The organism is Mycolicibacterium sp. CBM1, assembly GCF_054073305.1.
Genome location: NZ_JBSXPP010000002.1, coordinates 14,658 through 36,588, shown reverse-complemented (window position 1 = coordinate 36,588; position 21,931 = coordinate 14,658). Strand labels below are relative to the sequence as shown.

Genomic DNA, 21,931 nt, shown 5'->3' with positions numbered 1-21,931 from the left:
TCATTCGAAAAGGCCTGTCTGCCCCAAGCCGCTGGCGCGCGGTGGCGCAACCAAACCGAGGTGGGTCCAGGCTAGCGGCGTGGCGACCCGGCCGCGGGGGGTCCGCGCGATCATCCCGGCCCGCACCAGGAACGGCTCGCACACCTCCTCCACCGTGGTCGGCTCCTCGCCGACCGCGACGGCCAGCGTGGACACCCCCACCGGCCCACCGCCGAAACTGCGGGTCAGAGCGGACAACACCGCCCGGTCCAGCCGGTCGAGGCCCAACTCGTCGACGTCGTAGACGGCCAGTGCGGCCTTGGCGATGTCGCGGGTGATCACTCCGTCGGCGCGGACCTCGGCATAATCGCGGACCCGGCGCAGCAGCCGGTTGGCGATCCGTGGTGTACCGCGCGAGCGGCGGGCGATCTCCGACCCGGCCTCCGCACCCAACTCGATGCCCAGAATGCCGGCCGAGCGGGACAGCACCCGCTCCAGTTCGGTGGGCTCGTAGAAGTCCATGTGCGCGGTGAACCCGAAGCGGTCGCGCAGCGGCCCGGTCAGCGCGCCCGACCGGGTGGTCGCGCCAACCAGGGTGAACGGCGCCACCTCCAACGGGATCGACGTTGCCCCGGGACCTTTGCCGACGACGACGTCGACCCGGAAGTCCTCCATCGCCAGGTACAGCATCTCTTCGGCGGGCCGGGCGATGCGGTGGATCTCGTCGATGAACAACACGTCGTGCTCGACGAGGTTGGACAGCATCGCAGCCAGGTCGCCGGCACGCTCGAGCGCCGGCCCGGAGGTGACCCGCAGCGAGGTGCCCAGTTCGGCGGCGATAATCATGGCCAGCGACGTCTTGCCCAGCCCCGGCGGCCCGGACAGCAGGATGTGATCCGGTGTACCACCGCGGTTCTTGGCGCCCTCGAGCACCAACTGCAGCTGTTCGCGGACCCGGGGCTGGCCGATGAACTCGCGCAGCGACCGGGGCCGCAGGCTGGCGTCGATGTCCCCCTCGCCGACGGTCAGCGCCGGCGAGACGTCGCGTTCCAGTTCCTCCTCTCCGGCGGCGTCGTCGTCGGCGTCGAACCGGCTCACTTGGTCTTCCCCAGCAGCGACAGCGCGGCCCGCAGCGCACTGGACGTGGTGGCCTCAGGGTCGGCGGCCAGCACCTTGTCGGTGGCTTCCTCGGCCTGCTTGAGCGCAAAGCCAAGTCCGACAAGGGCTTCCACCACCGGCGAGCGTACGGCGTGGCCGGTGGCCGCAGCGAGGCCTGCGCCACCGGTCACCGGGCCGATCTTGTCGCGCAGTTCCAGCACCAGCCGTTCGGCACCCCGCTTGCCGATCCCGGGCACCCGGGTCAGCGCGGTCACGTCACCATCGGCCAGCGCCTGGCGCAGTGCGGTGGCGTCGTAGACCGCCAGGGTGGCCAGGGCGATCTTGGGACCAACGCCGGAGACCCCGAGCAGCGTCAGGAACAGATCGCGGGCTTCGGAATCGGCGAAACCATAAAGGGTTTGGGAATCCTCACGCACGATCATCGCCGTGATCAACCGCGTCTCGCTGCCCCGGCGCAGCGTCGCCAGGGTCGACGGTGTGGCCATCACCTTGTAGCCGACACCGGCGGCTTCGATGACGGCGTGGTCGAGGGCGATGTCGATGACTTCGCCGCGCACCGAGGCGATCATTTTGCTGCCTTGAGCCGGGCCGGCGCGGCCTTCAGTCGGGCCTGGTAGGCCCGCTTCTGCTCGGCCGCCATCGCCTCGGCCTTGGCCATTCGGGCGATCATCGGGGCGCGCCAGCAGTGACAGATCGCCAGCGCCAGCGCGTCGGCGGCGTCGGCAGGGGTCGGTTTTTGCTGTAACTGCAGGATTCTGGTGACCATCGCGGTGACCTGCGCCTTGTCTGCCCGGCCGTTTCCGGTGACGGCGGCCTTGACCTCGCTGGGGGTGTGGAAATGCACGTCGATGTCGCGGCGGGCGGCTGCCAGCGCGATCACCCCGGCGGCCTGGGCGGTGCCCATCGCGGTGTTGGCGTTCTGGTTGGCGAAGACCCGTTCGATGGCGATGACGTCCGGAAGATGGGTGTCCATCCAATGGTCGACGGTGTCGCTGATGGTGAGCAGTCGGTGTTGCAGCGGTTCGTCGGCCGGGGTGCGCACCACGTCGACGTCCAACGCGGTGACCTGGCGACCACCCCGGCTCTCGATCACCGAGAGGCCGCACCGCGTCAACCCTGGGTCGACACCCATCACCCGCACGGATCGCCTTTCGACTACGAACAGTTGTTCGATACCTTAGCGGGGGACGCGGACAAGGTCAGTGAGGACACGCGGTAGCGCGACTCAGTTCTACCGGGGTGAGTGAGCCCGCTGATCACGTCCCGGTCTTGAACTCCGTCAGCGTCCCGGCTTCGATCGCGGCGGCGATGTCGGCCATCCGCTCACCCGACTGGCGCCAGCCCTTCACCCGCTCGCGGCCGACTTTCTCTCCGTCCCGACTGATCACGATTGTCCAGGGCACGCCGAGCCACTTGGCCAGCAGCCAGATCGGCCACATCAGCATGAACGGCAGCATCACCAACAGGATCAGTGCATCGATGGTGCCGAAACCCGTCTCCCAGGGCACTGTTCGCCACCACCACCGGCGCACCGACCACGTCACTCCGTCAGGGTCGGTTACATCGGCCATTCCCACCTCCGTTTCGTTCGGTCGCAGCGTACGGTCTTCGGCATGGTGGCGGGCAGCGTGCGTTCGGTGCGCAGTTTCTGCCGGGTCTGCCCTTCGGTGTGCGGGATCCTCGTCGATGTCGACGGTGATGAGGTCGTGGCCGTCCGCGGCGACGGCGAGCATCCCTTCTCCGGCGGCTACACCTGCCCGAAAGGCCGTGCGCTGCCGCTGATCCACCACCACCCGGATCGGCTCGAGCACCCGATGCTGGCCGTCGACGGGCGGCTGACCGAGTCGACCTGGGAGGCTTGCCTCGACGATCTCGGCGACCGACTGCGCGCGATCATCGCCGAACACGGGCCCGCCGCGGTGGCGATCAACTTCGGCACCGGCATCGGGATGGACGCGGCAGGCTATCGCCTCGCCGAAGCTCTGCACCGAGCGATCGGAACGCCCGCCAAGTTCAGTCCGCTGACCATCGACGGCACCGCCAAGGTGCTGATCGCGGAGTTGATGGGCGGGTCGTCGGCACTGACCGGCCGTCCGGACTATGCCGGCGCCGAGCTGGTCCTGCTGATAGGCAGTAATCCTGTTGTCTCCCATGGCCATACGATCGCGATGCCGAATCCCCGGGGGGCGCTGCGCGAGCTGACCGGCCACGCCGAGTTGTGGGTGCTCGACCCGCGGCACACCGAGACGGCCCGCCTGGCGACGCGCCACCTGGCGCCGCGGCCGGGCACCGACTACGCGGTGCTGGGCTTTCTCGTCCGCGAGATCCTGCGCGACGGGATCCACAGCGGCGTCGCGGTGCAGGATGCCGATGCGCTGGCCGCGGCGGTCGAGCCGTTCACCGGCGAGCACGCCGCGCGGATCGCCGACGTGTCCGAGGCGGACCTGGCCGATCTGCTGGCCACGGTGCGCCGGGTCGGACGGCTGGCGATCGACATCGGCACCGGAGTGACGATGTCGTCCGGTGCCAATGTCACCCAATGGCTTTCGTGGTCGCTGATGATCCTCACCGATTCGATGAACCGTCCCGGCGGGCTCTGGTTCCATCCCGGTTACGCCTACCAGCTGGAGGCATTCGAACTGCCGATCGCGCCGCCCGAGGGCAAGTCGCGCCCGGGGCCACGCAGCCGCCCGGAGACCAAGGCGTTCATGCGGGAGTGGCCATGCGCGACGCTGCCCGACGAGATCGAGGCCGGCAACATCCGTGCGTTGATCAACCTCGGCGGCAGCTTGCTCACCGGTTTTCCCGACACCGATGCAACAGCGGCGGCGCTGCAGAAGCTGGACGTGCTGGTCACCACCGACATCCGACCGAATCAGACGACCGCGGTGTCCACCCACGTGCTGCCGACCAAGGGCCAGCTCGAACGGCCGGATGTCACATTGTGGGACCTCCTGAGCCCGCGGATCTCCGCACAGCACACCGAGGCGGTCGTCGGCCCCGTCGGTCAGCGGCGCTCGATGTGGTGGGTGCTGGCCGAGATCGGCCGCCGGCTCGGCCACGACCTCGCCGACACCTCAATGACCGACGAGCAGATGCTGGCCCGCTTCGCCGGGGGCGGCCGTTGCGGTTACGACGAGCTGGTCGCCGACGGCTTCGTGCAGGCCGAGCGCGACCTCCCCGCACCGTGGGTGGACCGCCACGTCGAACGACTCGGGGGCTGGCGGCTGGCCCCGCAGATCCTCATCGAGCAGCTGGCCGCCCCGCCAGCCGCGGACGGCCTCGTGCTGGTGCCGCGGCGCCAGATGCGAAGGCTCAACGCACAATTGGACTTCCTCGGCGAGACGCCGGAGGTGTTCCTTCATCCCGACGACGCGGCCGCGGCCGGAATCGCCGACAACCAGGCGATGGTCGTGCGTACCGCGCACGGCGAACTCGGCGGCATTGCGAAACTGGATCCGTTGCTACGAACCGGGGCGGTGTCGGTGCCGCACGGACACACCGGCACCAACGTCAATCGGCTCACCAGCAAGGACGACATCGACCCCGCAACCGGGATGACGCGCTACTCCGGGGTGCCGGTCAGTGTGCACCCCGCCTGAGCTCACTCCTCGAGCTGGGCCAGGACCTCGTCGGGGATGTCGGCGTTGGTGTAGACGTCCTGCACGTCGTCGCTGTCCTCGAGCGCGTCGACGAGCTTCATGATCTTGCGGGCGCCCTCGGCGTCGACCGGCACCGTCACCGACGGCTGGAAGCTGGCGTCGGCGGAGTCGTAGTCGATGCCGGCGTCCTGCAGCGCGGTGCGCACGGCGACCAGGTCGGTGGGCTCGGAGATGATCTCGAAGCTCTCGCCGAGGTCGTTGACCTCTTCGGCGCCGGCCTCGAGGACGGCGAGCAGCACGTCATCCTCGGTGAGCCCGTTCTTGTCCAGGATCACCACGCCCTTGCGGGAGAACAGGTAGGAGACCGAGCCCGGGTCGGCCATGTTGCCGCCGTTGCGGGTCATCGCGACGCGCACTTCACCGGCGGCGCGGTTGCGGTTGTCGGTCAGGCACTCGATGAGCACGGCCACCCCGTTGGGGCCGTAGCCCTCGTAGGTGATGTTCTGCCAGTCGGCACCGCCTGCTTCCTCGCCGCCACCGCGCTTGCGGGCCCGTTCGATGTTGTCGTTGGGCACCGAAGACTTCTTGGCCTTCTGGATGGCGTCGTACAGGGTGGGGTTGCCCGCCGGGTCACCGCCGCCCACACGTGCCGCGACCTCGATGTTCTTGATCAGCTTGGCGAACATCTTGCCGCGCTTGGCGTCGACGACGGCTTTCTTGTGCTTGGTGGTCGCCCACTTGGAATGGCCGCTCATCGGGTCCTTCTCATTCTTTCCGTTCTGGCGTAACCCGACGAGTCTACTGGTCCGGGCGAAGTCTCCCGGATACCCATGCGGGCGTGGCCGCGCCGCCACCGAGCGAGCCGTCGATGTTGCGCTGCAGGTTCGGCGCCACAGCTGCGACAAGCTCGTCGGCGCCCAGCTGTGAGACTCCCATCAGCTGGCTCTCGACGATCCTGCGCAGCTTCTCACGCGTACTCACCTCGTGGGCGGCGGTCTGCAGCACCGCGCACTCCAGCTCACGGCTGCTGCTGCCGATGAGCCGACAGCGCTCGCGCTCAGAGCGCGCGCCACCAGCCGACCGGCCGCACGGCCGATTCGCTCTGCCAGGCCGGACGGCCCATGCCCGCCGCCGATACAGCTCGGGCCGCGATGATGTGGTGGAGCGCCTGACGTGCCCGCCGACTCAACCAGTCGATCATGTCGATCTCCTTCCGCGGCGGGCTGTGTCCGCTGATTATGGACAACGCCGCAGGCAGATCTGGGTCTGCCTGGATTGCGGGAAGTTAAACGTCGGACGACGATTTGGCACTGGGCGGCCACTGAGCCACCGAGCAACAGATACAGGCCGGTGAACGTGTAGGCCACGCCCGGACTGACGACATCAGTGCCCGCTACCGCCGGTTTCTATTGACCGGGTTACGAGCTTCGTGCCGCAGGTGGCGTGGGGTCAGGCCGCGCCGGCGACGATGTCGACGAACAGCTTGTGCACCCGCCTGTCACCGGTCATCTCGGGGTGGAATGCGGTGGCCAGCACCGAGCCTTGCCGGACGGCGACGATGTGGCCGTCGGCGCGGGCCAGGATCCGCACGGCCGGCCCGACCCGCTCTACCCAGGGCGCGCGGATGAACACCGCGTGCGCCGGTCCGTCCAGACCTTCGAAGTCGATGTCGCCCTCGAAGGAGTCCACCTGCCGGCCGAACGCGTTGCGCCGCACGGTCATGTCGATGCCGCCGAGTGGCAGCGCTTCACGCCCAGGCACCCCAGCGTCGAGGATTTCGCTGGCGAGCAGGATCATCCCGGCGCACGAGCCGTAGGCGGGCAGACCGTCGGCCAGGCGCTGCCGCAGCGGCTCGAGCAGCTCGAACTCCCGCAGCAGGTGACTCATGGCCGTCGACTCCCCTCCCGGGATCACCAGCCCGTCGACGGCGTCGAGTTCCGCGCGGCGGCGCACGGTCGACGCCTCGGCACCGGCTTCACGCAACGCGGCCAGGTGCTCGCGAGTGTCGCCCTGCAATGCCAGGACACCGATCCGAACGGTCATCGTTTCCCGGCGTAGCCCCGCTGGTAGCGGGTCAGGCCCTCCTGCATGACGGCGGCGACCATCTCGCCGTAGCGATTGAAGATCTTGCCCTGCGTGAGCGAGCGGCCGCCGCATGACGACGGCGAGGACTGGTCGTAGAGCAGCCACTCGTCGGCACGGAACGGGCGCATGAACCACATGGCGTGGTCCAGGGAGGCGACCATCAGGTGCTTGCGTTCCTCGACGTGGTTGACCTGAGCCGACCCGAGCAGCGTCAGGTCGCTCATGTAGGCCAGTGCACAGATGTGCAGCACGTGGTCGTCGGGCAGCGGGTCGCGGTGGCGGAACCACACCTGCTGCTGGGATGCCATGCCGGGCAACAGCGCAACCTGGTCGCGCGGCACGATGCGCACATCCCACTCGGCGAACTGGGAGAAGCCGGCGTCGTCGAACGCCCCGCCCCGGGAGGTGAAACCCGGCAGGTTGTCCGGGGGCGGCGCGGCGGGCATCTCATCCTGGTGCTCGATGCCGCTCTGGTCGGTCTGGAACGACGCCGACATCGAGAAGATGCTCTCGCCGTGCTGGACGGCGTTGACCCGGCGGGTGACGAACGACCCGCCGTCGCGCAGCCTCTCCACCAGGTACACCGTGGGGGCGGTGGCGTCCCCGGGGCGCAGGAAGTAGCCGTGCAGCGAGTGCACCTGGAACCTGGGGTCCACGGTTCGCACCGCCGACACCAGCGACTGGCCGGCTACATGACCTCCGAAAGTCCTTTGCAGGAACCCGGATTCGGGGCTGAACACCCCGCCGCGGTAGATATTGACCTCGAGCTGTTCCAGGTCGAGGATCTTTTCGATCGCCATCTACCAGCCGCGCTGTGCGAGTCGATGCGGCTCAGCGATCTCCTCCACGTTGATTCCGACCATCGGCTCACCCAGCCCGCGCGAAACTTTCGCCAGCACGTCGGGATCGTCGTAGAAGGTGGTGGCCTTGACGATGGCTGCCGCCCGCAGCGCGGGGTCGCCGGACTTGAAGATGCCGGAGCCGACGAAGACGCCCTCGGCGCCGAGCTGCATCATCATGGCCGCGTCGGCCGGGGTGGCGATGCCGCCCGCGGTGAACAGGGTGACGGGCAGCTTGCCGGCCCGGGCCACCTCGACGACGAGGTCGTAGGGGGCCTGCAGGTCCTTGGCGGCGACGTAGAGCTCGTCCTCCGACAGCGACGACAGGCGGCGGATCTCGGCGCCGATCGAGCGCATGTGGGTGGTCGCGTTGGAGACGTCGCCGGTGCCGGCCTCGCCCTTGGACCGGATCATCGCGGCGCCTTCGGTGATACGGCGAAGAGCCTCACCGAGGTTGGTCGCACCGCACACGAACGGCACGGTGAACTTCCACTTGTCGATGTGGTGGGTGTAGTCGGCGGGGGTGAGCACCTCGGACTCGTCGATGTAGTCCACCCCGAGGCTCTGCAGGATCTGCGCCTCGACGAAGTGCCCGATGCGTACCTTGGCCATGACGGGGATGGTGACCGCCGAGATGATGCCCTCGATCAGGTCGGGGTCGCTCATCCGCGCCACGCCGCCCTGGGCGCGGATGTCGGCGGGGACGCGTTCGAGCGCCATCACCGCGACCGCGCCGGCGCCTTCGGCGATGCGTGCCTGCTCGGGGGTGACGACGTCCATGATGACGCCGCCCTTGAGCATCTCGGCCATGCCGCGCTTGACCCGGGCGGTACCGGTCTGCGCGGGGCCACCCGAGCCGTTGAGGTCGGATGCGCTAGTTCCGGTTACCACTGTCGATCCCTTCGTTTGATACGGATCCAGTCTAAAGGGCGACCTCAAACTGAATTTCTCCACCGGTGGGCGGGCACTGCGTAACGGGGGGCAACGGGTTCAGCGGATGGATTTCAACTCCGTCGTCGCCCCGCCGACATGCCCGTCGGCCAGCAGGTTCGCCTCGGCGAGCAGCTCCCCGAGCTGCAGCGGATACACCGTCTCCCCCGCGGCGGCCAGCTGAGCGATCGTCGCGCAATCACACCAGCGGTGGCCGTGAATGTACCGCAGTTCCAATTCGGTGCGCCCGCCCGTGGCCGGTTCGAACCGGGTGGTGCGGTGCAGGAAGTAGAACTCCTGGCTGTCGATGACGGTGGCGTTGAAATCGATCATGGAATCACGTCGCCAGACCGGTCCGACCATCGCGGCAGGGTCCACCTGCAAACCGGTCTCCTCGGCGATCTCCCGAACGGCCGCGTCGACGAGCCGCTCGCCCGGCTGGGCGTGACCACCGACGGTGAACCACCAGCGCGGTGCGGCGCCGCCGGTCTTCGCCGGGTCCGTGCCGCAGAAGAGCAGCACCGCGCCGTGCTCGTCGAGCAGCACGACCCGTGCGGAGGTGCGCCGCTGCGCCGGCTCCGCATCGGGCTGCTCGGCTGCGGAAGCCCGCTCGGCGATCTCGAAGTAGCTCGGCAGCGGCGCCGTCCCGCCCAGCCGCAACCAGCGCACCGGCCGTCGCTCCCGCAGCGCGAGCGTGTCGCGCACCGCGTCATTGTGGAATCGGCGGGCCAGCAACACCCGGGCCTCGGCGTCGGCGAGCTCGGCGACCAGCGCCACCGGCATGGCGGTGGGATCGACCGTCGCCAACGCCGCCGACAGCTCGTTCTCGGCGGCCTCGCGCCCGGAGCGCGGCGCCCGCTCGGCGGCGTCGGCCAGGGCGGCCAGCCGCTTACCTTCGGGTCGGCCCCGGTAGGTGTCGGCGGCCACCGCACGGGCCACGACCGCGCGCCTGCCCAACGCCCCGTCGAGGGCCTGCCAGGACAGGTCGTAGCGCACGTGCAGCCGGTCCAGCCGGTTGGCGGTCTGGTAGGCCCAGACCGCAGTCAGCACCAGGACGAACACCAGCAGCGCGGTCAGCGACCAGTACAGCAGCGGGTTCACCGGTTCGACTCCCCAGCGACCGAGACCTTGGTGCCCGATCCGGCCACCGTCTCGTAGACCCGCATGATCTGGTCGGCTACCACCGACCAGTCGTACCGGCGCACCGCGACGTCGGCGGCCGCCACGTAGCGGTCCCGCAACGCGGCGTCGTCGAGTACCTCGATCAGTGCCCGCGCCATCGCCTCGGAATCCTCGACGGGCACCAGCCGGCCCGCCTTACCGTCGAGCAGCACCCGGCGGAACGCGTCGAGGTCGCTGGCCACCACCGGGGTGCCCGCGGCCATCGCCTCCACCAGCACGATGCCGAAACTCTCACCGCCGGTGTGCGGTGCGCAGTAGACGTCGGCGCTCTGCAACGCGGCGGCCTTCTCGGCGTCGTCGACCTGCCCGAGGAACCTCAGGTGATCGGCCAGCTCGCCGGCCTTCTCCCGCAGCTCCTGCTCGTCACCGCGACCGACGATCAGCACCTCGATGTCGGCGAAGCGCTCCACCAGCCGGGGCAACGCGCCCAACAGCACCGCCATGCCCTTGCGCGGCTCGTCGAACCGGCCGAGGAACAGCACCGCCTTGCCCGCTCGCGGATACCCCGGTAGCGGTGCTGCGGTGGCCAGTGACGCGACGTCGACGCCGTTGGGGATCTCCACGGCGTCGGATCCCAGCGCCTCCATCTGCCAGCGCCGCGCGAGATCGGAGACGGCGATGCGGCCGACGATCTTCTCGTGGTAAGGCCGCAGGATGCCCTGGAACACACTGAGCGTCAACGACTTCGTGGTCGAGGTGTGAAACGTTGCGACGATCGGCCCCTCGGCTGCCTGCAGAGCCAGCATCGACAGGCTCGGGGCGTTGGGCTCGTGCAGGTGCAGCACATCGAATTCGCCTTCGATGAGCCACCTTTTCACCTTGCGGTGGGTCGCCGGGCCGAACCGTAACCGGGCCACCGAGCCGTTATAGGGAATCGCGACGGCCTTGCCGCCGGAGACGACGTAGTCGGGCAGCTTCACGTGTCGCGACGCGGGCGCCAGCACACTGACGTCGTGCCCGCGCTCGCGCATGACCGCGGCCAGTTGCAGCACGTGCGACTGCACCCCACCGGGAACGTCGAACGAGTACGGGCAGACCATGCCGATGCGCATCAGCTCCCGTTCTCCAGACGGGCCCGCCTTTCTGCGGGCAGGTCTGCCAGCCATTGCGGCTGCATCATGTGCCAGTCCTGCGGATGCGCGGCGATGTTGGCCCCGAAGCGGTCGGCCAGTGCCTGGGTGATGATCTGCACGTCGCCGCTGGAGCAGTCGAGCGGCGCGAAGAGGTCGACGACGCAATCCTCGCCGCGGTAGTAGACGTGTGCGGGCAGCAGCGCGGCGCCGGTCTCGATCGCCAGCTTGGCCGGACCGGCCGGCATCCTCGTCGGCTCGCCGAACAGGTCGACCTGCACACCGGATCGGGTGAGGTCGCGCTCGGCCATCAGGCACACCGCCCGGTTGGCGCGCAGCCGCTCGGCGAGCACCTCCATCGGTGGGCGTTGCCCGCCGTTCAAGGGGAGCACCTCGAAACCCAAGCTCTCCCGGTAGTCCAGGAACCGGCGGTAGAGCGACTCGGGTTTGAGCCGTTCGGCGACGGTGGTGAAGGTGCCGCTGTGGTGCACCAGCCACACGCCGGCCATGTCCCAGTTACCGCTGTGCGGAAGCGCCAGCACCACACCGCGGCCGGCGGCGAACGCGGCGTCGACGTGTTCGGCACCCTGCACGACCGCGTCGAGTCGCTGCGCCAGAGCCGGCAGGTCCATGGTCGGCAGCCGGAACGCCTCCCGCCAGTAGCGGGCGTAGGACGCCACCGAGGCGCGCATCAGCGAGTCCGGCACGTCGGCGGGTGTGGTGCCGATGGCCCTGGCCAGGTTCTTGCGCAGCTGTTCGGGGCCGCCGCCCTGCGCGGCATACCAGGCGCCGGCGTCGAAGGCGTTGCGTGCCAGGACCTCCGGCAAGGCGCGCACCAGGCGCCAGCCGGCGGCATAGCCCCAGTCGCTGAGCCTCTCCCGCCGGGGGATCCGGTCGCGGCCCGAGCGCAGCACCTGGGCGGGGGTAGCGATCACGGGTCGGCGCTTTCCTGGTCGTCACCGGCCGGCGTGGCGTCGGCGGGCGCGATTTTGTCCATGGCGCCTGGGCTGCAGCGCACCGAATGCACCCGCTGCCCGACCGTCACCAGGCTGGTCAACGCCAGCAACCACATTGCGATGGGCAGCACCACCGGCATCGGAAAGAACGGTAGGTCGGAGAACCCGGCACCGGCCAGCACGATGACCAGCCGCTCCGGGCGCTCGATCAAGCCGCCGCCGCCCTCGAGCCCGCTGGCCTCGGCGCGAGCCTTGATGTAGGAGATCACCTGCGAGGTGACCAGGCAGATCAGCGTGGCGACCACTAGCGGGGAGCTGCGCAGGTCGAACGCCACCCACCACAGCAACCCGCAGAAGATCGCGCCGTCACTGATCCGGTCACAGGTGGCGTCGAGGACCGCACCGAACCGGGTGCCGCCGCCGCGTTGACGGGCCATGGCGCCGTCGAGCATGTCGGCCAGGACGAAGACGAACACCGCCACCGAACCCCACCAGAGTTGCCCGATCGGGAACATGATGAGCGCGGCCAGCACCGAGCCCGCGGTACCGATGATGGTCACCATGTCCGGCGTCAGGCCTACCTTCAGCGCGCCCTTAGCGAGCGGGGTACTGAGCTTGGCGTAGGCCGCGCGGGTCATCAGGTAGAAGTCGCTCACGACTGGGCCGTCCATTCGGCGGCCAGCAGCGCGCGGGTATCTCGCAGCAGCTGCGGGATGACCTTGGTCTCGCCCACGATCGTGATGAAGTTGGCGTCACCCGACCAGCGCGGCACCACGTGCATGTGGAGGTGTTCGGCCAACGAGCCGCCCGCGGACTTACCGAGGTTGAGACCGACATTGAACCCGTCCGGGTTCGACACCGCCTTGATCACGCGAATGGCCTTCTGCGCGAACGCCATCAGCTCGGTGCTCTCAGGCCAGGTGAGGTCTTCGAGCTCGGAAACCCGGCGGTAGGGCACCACCATCAGGTGGCCGGGGTTGTACGGGTAAAGGTTGAGCACCGCATAGACCTGCTCGCCGCGGGCGATCACCAGACCGTCCTCGTCGGGCATGGTGGGGATGTCGGTGAAGGGCGCCGACGGCCCCGCGGCTCGTCCTTTTTGCTTGGGCACCTCGACGATGTAGCTCATCCGGTGCGGCGTCCAGAGCCGCTGCAGGCGGTCTGGCTGCCCCACTCCCCTGTCCACGATCGCGTCGCCGTCGTCAGCCACCGTCGACCTTCACCAGTTCAGCTGTGGGGGCCGCGTTTTCACGATCGGCGATCCACTTGAGGATGGTCTCGACGGCCTGCTGGCGCGAGACGCCGTTGATCTGGCTGCGGTCGCCGAAGCGGAAGCTGAGGGCGCCGGCCTCGACGTCGCGGTCGCCGGCGAGCAGCATGAACGGCACCTTCTGGTTGGTGTGGTTCACGATTTTCTTGGCCATCCGGTCGTCACTGGCGTCGACCTCGACCCGGACCCCGCGCGAACGGAGTTCGGCGGCAACGTCTTCCAGATAGGCGACGTGTCCTTCGGCGACCGGGATGCCGACCACCTGCACCGGAGCCAACCAGGCCGGGAACGCACCGGCGTAGTGCTCGGTGAGCACCCCGAAGAACCGTTCGATGGAGCCGAACAGCGCGCGGTGGATGAGCACGGGCCGCTGACGCGATCCGTCGGCGGCGGTGTACTCGAGCTCGAAGCGATCGGGCATGTTGAAGTCCAGCTGGATCGTCGACATCTGCCAGCTGCGCCCCAGCGCGTCTTTGACCTGCACCGAGATCTTGGGCCCGTAGAACGCCGCACCACCCGGGTCGGGCACCAGATCCAGCCCGGAGGCCTCGGCCACCTCGCGCAGCGTCTCGGTGGCCTCCTCCCACACCTCGTCGGAGCCGACGTACTTCTGCGGATCCTTGGTGGACAGTTCCAGATAGAAGTCGTCCAGGCCGTAGTCGGAGAGCAGGTCGAGCACGAACTGCAGTAGCCGGGTCAGCTCGTCGCGCATCTGTTCACGGGTGGTGTAGATGTGCGCATCGTCCTGGGTCATGCCGCGCACCCGGGTCAGGCCGTGGATGACGCCGGACTTCTCGTAGCGGTAGACCGACCCGAATTCGAAGAGCCGCAGCGGCAATTCGCGATACGACCGCCCGCGGGAGCGGTAGATCAGATGGTGCATCGGGCAGTTCATCGGCTTGAGGTAGTAGTCCTGGCCGGGCTTGCGCAGCGTGCCGTCCTCGTTGTATTCGGCGTCGATCTGCATCGGCGGGAACATGCCATCGGCGTACCACTCCAGGTGCCCGGAGGTGATGTAGAGGTTCTCCTTGGTGATGTGCGGGGTGTTGACGAACTGATAGCCCGCCTCGCTGTGCTTACGCCGCGAGTAGTCCTCCAGCTCCTTGCGGATGACACCGCCCTTGGGGTGGAAGACGGGCAGGCCGGATCCGAGTTCGTCGGGGAAGCTGAACAGATCGAGTTCGACGCCGAGCTTGCGGTGATCGCGGCGCTGAGCCTCCTCGATCAGCTCCAGATGCCGGTCCAGGGCCTCCTGCGATTCCCATGCGGTGCCGTAGATGCGCTGCAGGCTGGCGTTGTTCTGATCGCCACGCCAGTAGGCCGCCGAACTACGGGTGAGCTTGAACGCCGGGATGTAGCGGGTGGTGGGGATGTGCGGGCCGCGACACAGGTCGCCCCAGATGCGTTCGCGGGTGCGGGGATTGAGGTTGTCGTAAGCGGTCAGTTCGTCATTGGAACCAGGGGGGCCGACCTCCATGATGTCGGCGTCACCGGACTTGTCGTCGACGAGTTCGAGTTTGTAGGGCTCACCGGCCAGCTCGGCGCGTGCCTGGTCCTTGGACTCGTAGACACGGCGAGCGAAGAGCTGCCCGTCCTTGACGATCTTGGCCATCCGCTTTTCCAGCTTGGCCAGATCGTCGGGCGTGAAGGCCTCGGGAACGTCGAAGTCGTAGTAGAAGCCGTCGGTGATCGGCGGGCCGATGCCGAGTTTCGCCTGCGGGAAGAGTTCCTGCACCGCTTGGGCCAGCACGTGGGCCGCCGAATGGCGGATCACGCTGCGGCCTTCGTCGGTGTTGGCCGCCACCGGGGTGACGTCTACGTCATGCTCGGGGGTCCAACTCAGGTCGCGCAGCTTGCCCTCGGCGTCACGCACGACGACGATCGCGTCGGGTTCACCGCGACCGGGCAGTCCCGCGTCGCGCACCGCAGCGCCCGCGGTAGTCCCGGCAGCCACCCGGATCAGGGCTGCTGGGGCGGGGTGTGCGGGGGCGGTCATCGCTGGCCTCTTTCGGCTGATGTGGACACAGAGCACCGCCGCAAGGGCTCGCGGACGGTCGCGACCATGCTATCGGGGCGCTGGTCAGGCGCCGAGGCCGATGGGGCTGTCCAGAGCCGGATAGTCCAGCCCGAACAATCCCGCCGTCCAGCCGACCGCGCCCAACAGCCACAGGGTCCCCACCACGACCGCGGCGGTGAACACCGCTCCCAGCGCCTGCACCCACCACCCTTGCCTGCCGAACCATGCCATGGTGCTGTCATAGCGGTCCTTGGTGAACGACAGGGTGCGGTGCGCCCAATAGAACTCGGTGGCCAGGATCGCCAGGCCCAGGAACACGATGGCCCAGCCCGGGCCCGGGTATGGGATGGCGGCGATGCCGACGACGAGCACGGCCAGCCCGACCACGCCGACCACCGCCCGGTAGACGAAGTCGGCGACCGGCCGGTTGCGCAGCCGCTCGCGCCGGTGCGACCACTTGTGTTGGAGCCGGCCCCAGGGAGGCTTCGCTCCCGGCCGCCGAGCAGTCACGGTTGCCCCGGTTTGAGCAGCACGAACAGTCCCTCTCCGTCGGCGAGCACGTCCGGACCGTCGCAGAGGCGGACCTCGACGAAGATCTTGCGGCCCTCGGCTCTCAGTACGCCGGCCTCGACCTGAAGTTCCTTGTCGATGGGCACAATCTTGCGGTAGTTCACGTGCAGGTAGGCGGTGCGCTGGTAGGGGCCACCGGTCAGCAGGAACGACGTCTTGCCCAGCACCGAATCGAAGAGGTGCGCGATCAGGCCGCCGTGCACCGCTCCGTTGCGGCCGAGGTGGAAGCGCCGAAAGCGGGCCCAGCCGCGCAGCCGCCCGTCCTCGCAGGGGTCGACCTGATTGGGGATGCTCAGGATGTTGCCGCGCATCGGCAGGTCGGTGCGGCGGCCCGACGGCGTGGTCCACTCGTCGGCGTCGTAGGGGGCCAGCAGCGCCGAGACCCGTTCCAGCAGGTCAGCCGCTTCGGTGATGACCTCGTCGGGGGCGTCGGCCGCGCGGGCATGGTCTTGGACGTCACGCACTGCTTCGATGAACCGCCCGTAGTCCGGTCCACCTCTGCCGGTGGGCACGGGCGGGTTGAACCCACCGCCGGGATGGATCGCCGCGGTGTCGCCGACCACCGTCATGTCCTCTGCCACCTGATCACCGTAAGCCGCCGAATGCGAGACCTCTGCTTCGACAGTAGTGGCGCCAGTGAGCGCGCCAACGACGACGCAGAACGAGGCACGAGTGATGAGGAGGAGTGGCGCCAGTGAGCGCGCCAACGACGACGCAGAACGAGGCACGAGTGATGAGGAGGAGTGGCGCCAGTGAGAAGGTGGACGGGTGAAGCTCAGCGACCTGGCCGGACGGCCGTTGACGTACACCGAGGTCGGTGCGACCGCGGCGGACCTTCCCGCCGGGTACCACCACGTCCGCTTGTCTGCGCGGATCGGCAGCGGCCGGGCCCGCTTCGAGCAGGCCGCCGCCGCCGTCATGCACTACGGGATGCTGCGCGGGGCGGGTCTGCGGGTGAGCGCCACCACCGAGACCGCGCAGGTGGGGACCGAGGTGCTGGGCAGGCTCGGCCCGTTCGCCGCGCCGTGCCGGGTGGTGTACGTGGTCGACGAGCCGAACCGGCGGGGATTCGCCTACGGCAGCCTGCCCGGGCATGCGGTCAGCGGCGAGGAGATGTTCGGCGTGAGCTTCCGGCCCGCCGACGAGTCGGTGCACGCCGAGGTGGTGGCATTCTCCAAGCCCGCGACGTGGTGGAGTCAGGTCGGGGCGCCGGTCGCCGCTCTGGTCCAGCGGGTGGTCACCCAGCGCTATCTGTCGGTGGTGTAGTCGGCGTCGGCGGCTGGATCTTCCGGGCCCCCTGGTCGATCTGATACGACAGGATCGCCAGCCCGAACAGGCCGATCGAGAAGTTCGCCAACGCCGCGAAGCCGAGCGTGGCGAAGTGCACGAGGGCGTTGAGGAACACGAAGACCAGCGCGGCGCTGCGCAGCAGCCGTAGCGGCCACAATGCGCTGGTCCGGGTGCGGGCCAGCATCGCCGGCAGCGCCATTGCCAGCGTCAGCGCGGCGCTGACCAGCAGAATCACCGACGCCGGACCATCGCCCAAGGCGGCGGTCTCGGGCAGCCGGCTCAGGAATGACGTGCGACCCAGCACCATCCCGAGCATGTGGAAAACCAGCGCGAACACCGCACCGGCCACCAACGACCAGCCCACCCACGGCACCCATCGGGGGCTGCGGAACACCGCCGGGATGAGCCGTGGCGCCCACTGCTGGAGGCGGTAGAGCCGGTCGGAGGCGCGGCCCGCCGAGACCATGAGGGCGCGAACGTGTTCGACGTCGGGCGCAGGCGCTCCCCCGGCGCACGCCTGCTCGAGCAGCCGAAGACCGATCTCACGGCGGTGGTCGGGCAGTCCGCGGGCGACCCCGTCGGCGGCGATCGTCGCGGCCGATGCCAGGCACTCGCAGGCGCTCAGTGGCCGAACCACCCGGAGTAGGCGAGCGCCCACCAGGATCAGGCACACCAGGACATACATGATTTCGGCGGACGGGCCGTAGAAGTAGTCGTTGGTCTTCGTGACGAACTTGCCAACTTCGTCGAGGAACAGCCCGAAGCCGATGCCGCCCAGCAGCACGGCCAGCACCCGGGCGCCGAACCCGAGCACCATCCAGCCGGTCAGCAGGGCCAGCATCATCAGCGCACCGCCCCACAGCGCGTGCGCGATGTGCAGGTCGCCGCCACCGATCTGCGGGTAGCCGGTCAGCCGCAAATACAGCCGGGTCAGCAGGATCGTGGTGATCGCGATGATCACGAAGGCCTCCGCCGACGTCAGGCCGACGGCGTTGCGCGCGATCAGCCCGCGCCGCCGTCGAGGATGGTCAACCATCGGGTCTCCGCTCGCAGATATGTTGGGCCACACTATGTGGCGGGTATGGCAATGCCATGCTGCTCGATGATGACGCCGATCTCGGCGATGCGCCTAACCGCATCGCCGAGATCGCGCGGCGGCTCTACGAGCGCCGCCGCTCCGATGCTGAAGTCGTGGCCGAACTCGTCGAGCACGCCGTCGCGGAGTTGCCGGGTGTCGACTACGCCAACGTCACGGTGATCTCGGGTCGTCACGGCATCGCCACGCCCTCGGCCACTCACCCGTGCGCGGTGCGCATCGACGACATCCAGCGCCGCCACCGTCAGGGGCCTTGCCTGTCCTCGGCCTGGCACCGCAAGACCATCCGGGTCGACGATCTCGAAACCGACACCCGCTGGCCGAAGTTCCGCACCGAGGCACTGTTGAGCACTCCGGTGCGCAGCATCATGGGGTTTCAGATGTTCGTCACCGACACGTCGATGAGCGCCCTCAACGTCTTCGCCGAGCGGCCCAAAGCGTTCGACGACGCGACCCACCGGCTGGGAGTTCTGTTCGCCACCCAGTCGGCTCTGGTGTGGGACGCCGCCCGCCGCGAGGCACAGTTCCGCGAGGCATTGGCCAGCCGCGACATCATCGGCCAGGCCAAAGGCATGATCATGGAGCGCTACAGCACCGACGCCGATCAGGCTTTCGACATGCTGCGCCAGCTGTCCCACGATGCCAACGTCCCCCTCACGGAGGTGGCCATCAGGATCGTCGACGCGGCGAGGTCGAATCCCCGCTGAGCGATTCGGCTTGTCCTGCGCGGGTACTCACGTCGGCCAGCGCGATTTTCGCGACGAGCTTGGCTCAGTTGTTCGCCCCATCCTGGGGCCCCCGCGCCGGTTACAAAGTGGTGACCATCCGACGACGGGAGTCACGGCCCCGATTGAAAACTGACCGTAGCGGCTATGTAGTGGCGTGACGCCGACGAGGTTCGACCAGGCCGTGGTGGTAGTTCCCGCCCATAACGAACTGTCCGGCCTGCCGTCATGCCTGCGGGCGATACGCAGCGCTGCCGAGCAGGTGCCGGTCCCGGTGACCGTGGTGGTGGTGCTCGACGCCTGCGACGACGGCAGCGCCCAACTGGCCCGCGAATACGGTCCCGACGTGCGTTTCGTGCCGGTCGAGGAACGCAATGTAGGCGCGGCGCGGGCCGCCGGATTCGCCTACGCCCGCGAGCAGGTGCACAGCGATCGGGCCGAGTCAGAAGTCTGGTACGCCACCACCGATGCCGACAGCCGTGTCGACCCCAACTGGTTGGTGCGCCAGTTCGCGGCGCAGGCCGAGGTGGTCCTGGGGGTGGTCCGGGTCAGCAATTGGCGCCGCATCCCCGCCGATGCCGCCCGGCGCTACCTGCGCGCCTATCACGCCAAGATCCGCCCAGGCCGCGGTGGCCACAACCACATCCACGGCGCCAACATGGGTTTCACCGCCGCGAGTTACTGGCAGGTGGGCGGATTCGCCGCGCAGCAGACCGGTGAAGACGTCGACCTGGTACGTCGCTTCGAATTGTCCGGATGCCGCATCCACCGCGACCCGGCGCTGTGGGTGTCCACCTCGGCGCGGCGGATCGGGCGCGCCCCCAACGGTTTCGCGGCCCATCTGCGTTCGGCGCTGGCCGGGCGCACATCGGATGCGGTATGACGCTGGTGCAGCGTTGGCTGGATACCGGTGAGCTGAGCCTGCCGCTGCCCGGCAGTGGGCAGACTCTGGCCCGCTGGGAGAAGCTGGCCGCGCTGTGCGAAACCGATGTGGTCGCCGGCCGACTCGCCGAGGCACACACCGATGCGGTCGCGATCCTCGCCGAGTTGGGCGGACCACCGCCCGGGGCGGATCGGCTGTGGGGTGTGTGGGCGGCCGAGGCGCCCGACGCGACCGTGCAGGCCGACCACGACCATGGCTCGGTGTCGCTCACGGGCACCAAGGCGTGGTGCTCGGGCGCCGGGCTGTGTTCGGGGGCATTGGTAACCGCGCGCACCGCGGCCGGGGAGCGCGGCCTGTACGCCGTCGACCTGCGGGGTCCGGGCGTGCGAGCGCTGCCGAGCAGCTGGCGCAACGCCGGCATGGCGGACTCCGACACCCGTGCGGTGCAGTTCAGCGCCGCACCGGCCGTCGCGGTCGGCGCACCGGGTGAGTACCTGCGCCGACCGGGCTTCTGGCACGGCGCGGCCGGGGTCGCCGCCTGCTGGCTGGGTGCCGCACGGGCGGTGGCCGCACCGCTGTATCGGTTTGCGGCACAGACGAACTCGGGTGGCAGGCCGGACCCGCACGCCGCCGCGCACCTCGGTGCCGTCGACGCGGCGCTGGCCGCGGCGCACGCCCTGCTCGTCGACACCGCCGCCCAGGTCGACGCCGCACCGTTCTCCCCCCGCGGCGAGGTGGCCGCCCGACGCCTGCGGGCGGTCGTCGAGGTGGCGGTCGAGCAGGCCATCGGACGGACCGGCCGCGCGCTGGGTCCGGCGCCCTTGGTCCTGGACGGTACCCACGCCCGACGGGTGGCCGATCTGTCCATCTACGTCAGGCAGAGTCACGCCGAGAAGGACCTGGCGGCGTTGGGCGATCTGGTGGCCGGATGAGCACCTCGACGCCGGGCAACGTGGCGCGGTTCGCCGGCGCACCGATCGACGCCGGTGGCACACCGGCCGAAGCGTGGTTGGCGTGGGGGCAGGCGTTTCCCGTTCTGCCGCTCGACGAATGCCCGGCCCTGGTGGTGGTGGCACCCCATCCCGACGACGAGACGCTCGGCGTCGGCGGAGCAGCCGCAGCGGTCGCGGCCCGTGGAGTACCGGTGCACACCGTCATCACCAGTGACGGCGGCGCGGCTTGGCCCGGACTGTCCCCCGCGGAGCAGGCTCGGCTCGAAGCGGACCGCCGCCACGAATCCCGCTGTGCAGCAAACCTACTGGGGCTGACTCCCCCGACGTTTCTGGGCCTGCCCGACGGTAGGCTGGCCGAGCACGAGGGGCAGTTGGCCGACATCCTCACCGGTCTGCTGTCCGAGCAGGTGGCGGGCACCTGGTGCGCGGCGACGTGGCGTGGTGACGGCCACCCCGATCACGAGGCCGTCGGCCGGGCCGCCGCCACGGCCACCTCGCGCACCGGTGCGGTGCTGCTGGAGTACCCGGTGTGGATGTGGCACTGGGCAGCGCCGGAGGACCCCGACGTCCCGTGGCACCGCGCGGCCCGGGTGGACCTCAGCGCCGCTGCAACAGAGCGTAAATGGGCGGCCAGCACGGTGTTCGAGAGCCAGATCGAACCGCCGGGTCCGGGCCGGGAACCGATCCTGCCCGCGTTCGTGCTGAGGCGCCTGCGCCAGGTGGGAGAGGTGGTGTTCCGGTGAGCCCCGGCCTGCCCGACGGATACTTCGACGCGCTGTACGAGGCGTCGGACGATCCCTGGGAACTCGCGGCCCGGTGGTACGAACGGCGCAAGTACGCGATCACCCTGGCGCTGCTGCCCGACGAGCGCTACCGGCATGCCTTCGAGCCGGGCTGCTCGATTGGGGTGCTGACCGACCAGCTCAGCTCCCGGTGTGCCCACGTGACCGCTACCGACGTGGCCGAGGCGGCACTGGCACGAGCCGATGCGCGGCTGCGCGGGTCGGGACGCCGCGACGGCGTGACCCTGCTGTGCCGATCATTCGATATGCCATGGCCGGCAGACGATTTCGATCTCATCGTGATCTCCGAGATCGCCTATTACTTCGACGGGCCGGCCTTACGGGCGATCGCCGACCGGGAGCTGCCCCGGCTACGACCCGGCGCCACGGTGCTCACCGCGCACTGGCGCCATGCGGTGGCCGACTATCCCCTCACCGGCGACGAGGCCACCGCGATCATCGGCGCCACCCCCGGACTGCACCGGATCGGCGGTTATCAGGACGACGACGTCGTCATCGAGGTGTTCGATACCGCAGCGGCGTGGTCGGTGGCCGCGCGCACCGGGGTACCGGGCGCCTGAAA

General features: G+C 69.2%; 26 protein-coding genes. 7 read left to right on the top strand and 19 right to left on the bottom strand.

Going from position 1 to position 21,931, the window contains the following annotated elements; all coding sequences use genetic code 11:
- The 4 genes from ruvB to ACXDF8_RS02920 form a co-directional block, all read right to left on the bottom strand.
- Positions 1 to 1,077: a Holliday junction branch migration DNA helicase RuvB gene (gene ruvB / locus ACXDF8_RS02935; RefSeq protein WP_457221755.1), complete on the bottom strand. Its 1,077-nt coding sequence runs from the start codon at positions 1,075 to 1,077 to the stop codon at positions 1 to 3.
- A complete protein-coding gene (gene ruvA, locus ACXDF8_RS02930) occupies positions 1,074 to 1,667 on the bottom strand; it encodes a Holliday junction branch migration protein RuvA (RefSeq protein ID WP_457221754.1) in 594 nt (197 codons plus the stop codon). The genes ruvB and ruvA overlap by 4 nt, the downstream gene beginning before the upstream one ends.
- Positions 1,664 to 2,239 carry a crossover junction endodeoxyribonuclease RuvC gene (gene ruvC / locus ACXDF8_RS02925; RefSeq protein ID WP_457221753.1) on the bottom strand — a complete coding sequence of 192 codons (576 nt, stop codon included), beginning with the start codon at positions 2,237 to 2,239 and terminating at the stop codon, positions 1,664 to 1,666. The genes ruvA and ruvC overlap by 4 nt, the downstream gene beginning before the upstream one ends.
- 115 nt (positions 2,240 to 2,354) lie before the next feature.
- Positions 2,355 to 2,669, bottom strand: coding sequence for a hypothetical protein (locus tag ACXDF8_RS02920; protein WP_457221752.1), 315 nt, complete (start codon positions 2,667 to 2,669; stop codon positions 2,355 to 2,357).
- 42 nt (positions 2,670 to 2,711) lie between these two features.
- Between ACXDF8_RS02920 and ACXDF8_RS02915 the strand changes: the two genes are divergently transcribed.
- Positions 2,712 to 4,700, top strand: a complete 1,989-nt coding sequence (locus ACXDF8_RS02915; RefSeq protein WP_457221751.1) for a molybdopterin-containing oxidoreductase family protein — start codon at positions 2,712 to 2,714, stop codon at positions 4,698 to 4,700.
- Between the two features lie 2 nt (positions 4,701 to 4,702).
- Here ACXDF8_RS02915 and ACXDF8_RS02910 read toward each other — a convergent pair whose 3' ends face one another.
- The 14 genes from ACXDF8_RS02910 to ACXDF8_RS02845 all read right to left on the bottom strand — a co-directional run bounded on the left by ACXDF8_RS02910 (position 4,703) and on the right by ACXDF8_RS02845 (position 16,188).
- On the bottom strand, positions 4,703 to 5,455 hold the full coding sequence (locus ACXDF8_RS02910) for a YebC/PmpR family DNA-binding transcriptional regulator (RefSeq protein WP_457221750.1): 753 nt from the start codon (positions 5,453 to 5,455) through the stop codon (positions 4,703 to 4,705).
- A gap of 43 nt (positions 5,456 to 5,498) precedes the next feature.
- Positions 5,499 to 5,705, bottom strand: coding sequence for a hypothetical protein (locus ACXDF8_RS02905; RefSeq protein WP_457221749.1), 207 nt, complete (start codon positions 5,703 to 5,705; stop codon positions 5,499 to 5,501).
- A 52-nt stretch (positions 5,706 to 5,757) separates the two neighbouring features.
- Positions 5,758 to 5,901 (bottom strand): hypothetical protein, encoded by a 144-nt coding sequence (locus ACXDF8_RS02900; protein ID WP_457221748.1) that lies wholly within the window; start codon positions 5,899 to 5,901, stop codon positions 5,758 to 5,760.
- A gap of 248 nt (positions 5,902 to 6,149) precedes the next feature.
- On the bottom strand, positions 6,150 to 6,743 hold the full coding sequence (gene pdxT, locus ACXDF8_RS02895; RefSeq protein WP_457221747.1) for a pyridoxal 5'-phosphate synthase glutaminase subunit PdxT: 594 nt from the start codon (positions 6,741 to 6,743) through the stop codon (positions 6,150 to 6,152).
- Entirely contained in the window at positions 6,740 to 7,585 is an 846-nt protein-coding gene (tesB, locus tag ACXDF8_RS02890; RefSeq protein ID WP_457221746.1) for an acyl-CoA thioesterase II, read from the bottom strand. The genes pdxT and tesB overlap by 4 nt, the downstream gene beginning before the upstream one ends.
- Positions 7,586 to 8,515, bottom strand: coding sequence for a pyridoxal 5'-phosphate synthase lyase subunit PdxS (gene pdxS, locus ACXDF8_RS02885; protein ID WP_457221745.1), 930 nt, complete (start codon positions 8,513 to 8,515; stop codon positions 7,586 to 7,588).
- A gap of 99 nt (positions 8,516 to 8,614) precedes the next feature.
- Positions 8,615 to 9,655 (bottom strand): NUDIX hydrolase, encoded by a 1,041-nt coding sequence (locus ACXDF8_RS02880; protein WP_457221744.1) that lies wholly within the window; start codon positions 9,653 to 9,655, stop codon positions 8,615 to 8,617.
- Positions 9,652 to 10,788, bottom strand: a complete 1,137-nt coding sequence (locus ACXDF8_RS02875) for a glycosyltransferase family 4 protein (RefSeq protein ID WP_457221743.1) — start codon at positions 10,786 to 10,788, stop codon at positions 9,652 to 9,654. The genes ACXDF8_RS02880 and ACXDF8_RS02875 overlap by 4 nt, the downstream gene beginning before the upstream one ends.
- Positions 10,788 to 11,720, bottom strand: a complete 933-nt coding sequence (locus ACXDF8_RS02870; RefSeq protein WP_457222043.1) for a phosphatidylinositol mannoside acyltransferase — start codon at positions 11,718 to 11,720, stop codon at positions 10,788 to 10,790. Before ACXDF8_RS02870 ends, ACXDF8_RS02875 begins: the two co-directional genes overlap by 1 nt.
- Before the next feature lie 17 nt (positions 11,721 to 11,737).
- The gene (gene pgsA / locus ACXDF8_RS02865; RefSeq protein ID WP_457221742.1) at positions 11,738 to 12,418 is read right to left on the bottom strand and encodes a phosphatidylinositol phosphate synthase; all 681 of its coding nucleotides are present in this window, start codon (positions 12,416 to 12,418) and stop codon (positions 11,738 to 11,740) included.
- Positions 12,415 to 12,972: an ATP adenylyltransferase gene (locus tag ACXDF8_RS02860; RefSeq protein ID WP_457221741.1), complete on the bottom strand. Its 558-nt coding sequence runs from the start codon at positions 12,970 to 12,972 to the stop codon at positions 12,415 to 12,417. Before ACXDF8_RS02860 ends, pgsA begins: the two co-directional genes overlap by 4 nt.
- The gene (gene thrS / locus ACXDF8_RS02855) at positions 12,965 to 15,028 is read right to left on the bottom strand and encodes a threonine--tRNA ligase (protein ID WP_457221740.1); all 2,064 of its coding nucleotides are present in this window, start codon (positions 15,026 to 15,028) and stop codon (positions 12,965 to 12,967) included. Before thrS ends, ACXDF8_RS02860 begins: the two co-directional genes overlap by 8 nt.
- A gap of 84 nt (positions 15,029 to 15,112) precedes the next feature.
- Positions 15,113 to 15,559, bottom strand: a complete 447-nt coding sequence (locus ACXDF8_RS02850) for a TIGR02611 family protein (protein ID WP_457221739.1) — start codon at positions 15,557 to 15,559, stop codon at positions 15,113 to 15,115.
- A complete protein-coding gene (locus ACXDF8_RS02845) occupies positions 15,556 to 16,188 on the bottom strand; it encodes a PaaI family thioesterase (protein ID WP_457222042.1) in 633 nt (210 codons plus the stop codon). Before ACXDF8_RS02845 ends, ACXDF8_RS02850 begins: the two co-directional genes overlap by 4 nt.
- A gap of 199 nt (positions 16,189 to 16,387) precedes the next feature.
- On the opposite strand from ACXDF8_RS02845, the gene ACXDF8_RS02840 reads away from it, so the two are divergent.
- On the top strand, positions 16,388 to 16,885 hold the full coding sequence (locus tag ACXDF8_RS02840; protein ID WP_457221738.1) for a DUF1990 domain-containing protein: 498 nt from the start codon (positions 16,388 to 16,390) through the stop codon (positions 16,883 to 16,885).
- Here the strand turns inward: ACXDF8_RS02840 and ACXDF8_RS02835 are convergent.
- Entirely contained in the window at positions 16,857 to 17,945 is a 1,089-nt protein-coding gene (locus tag ACXDF8_RS02835) for a hypothetical protein (protein WP_457221737.1), read from the bottom strand. The two genes, ACXDF8_RS02840 and ACXDF8_RS02835, sit on opposite strands and share 29 nt — an antisense overlap.
- A gap of 56 nt (positions 17,946 to 18,001) precedes the next feature.
- Between ACXDF8_RS02835 and ACXDF8_RS02830 the strand changes: the two genes are divergently transcribed.
- The 5 genes from ACXDF8_RS02830 (at position 18,002) to ACXDF8_RS02810 (ending at position 21,929) form a co-directional block, all read left to right on the top strand.
- Positions 18,002 to 18,712, top strand: coding sequence for a GAF and ANTAR domain-containing protein (locus ACXDF8_RS02830; protein ID WP_457221736.1), 711 nt, complete (start codon positions 18,002 to 18,004; stop codon positions 18,710 to 18,712).
- Positions 18,713 to 18,887: 175 nt separating this feature from the next.
- Positions 18,888 to 19,613 (top strand): glycosyltransferase family 2 protein, encoded by a 726-nt coding sequence (locus ACXDF8_RS02825; protein WP_457221735.1) that lies wholly within the window; start codon positions 18,888 to 18,890, stop codon positions 19,611 to 19,613.
- Positions 19,610 to 20,545 carry an acyl-CoA dehydrogenase middle domain-containing protein gene (locus tag ACXDF8_RS02820; RefSeq protein ID WP_457221734.1) on the top strand — a complete coding sequence of 312 codons (936 nt, stop codon included), beginning with the start codon at positions 19,610 to 19,612 and terminating at the stop codon, positions 20,543 to 20,545. The genes ACXDF8_RS02825 and ACXDF8_RS02820 overlap by 4 nt, the downstream gene beginning before the upstream one ends.
- Positions 20,542 to 21,309: a PIG-L deacetylase family protein gene (locus tag ACXDF8_RS02815; protein ID WP_457221733.1), complete on the top strand. Its 768-nt coding sequence runs from the start codon at positions 20,542 to 20,544 to the stop codon at positions 21,307 to 21,309. The genes ACXDF8_RS02820 and ACXDF8_RS02815 overlap by 4 nt, the downstream gene beginning before the upstream one ends.
- Positions 21,306 to 21,929, top strand: a complete 624-nt coding sequence (locus tag ACXDF8_RS02810; RefSeq protein ID WP_457221732.1) for an SAM-dependent methyltransferase — start codon at positions 21,306 to 21,308, stop codon at positions 21,927 to 21,929. The genes ACXDF8_RS02815 and ACXDF8_RS02810 overlap by 4 nt, the downstream gene beginning before the upstream one ends.
- The last annotated feature ends 2 nt before the right edge of the window (positions 21,930 to 21,931 follow it).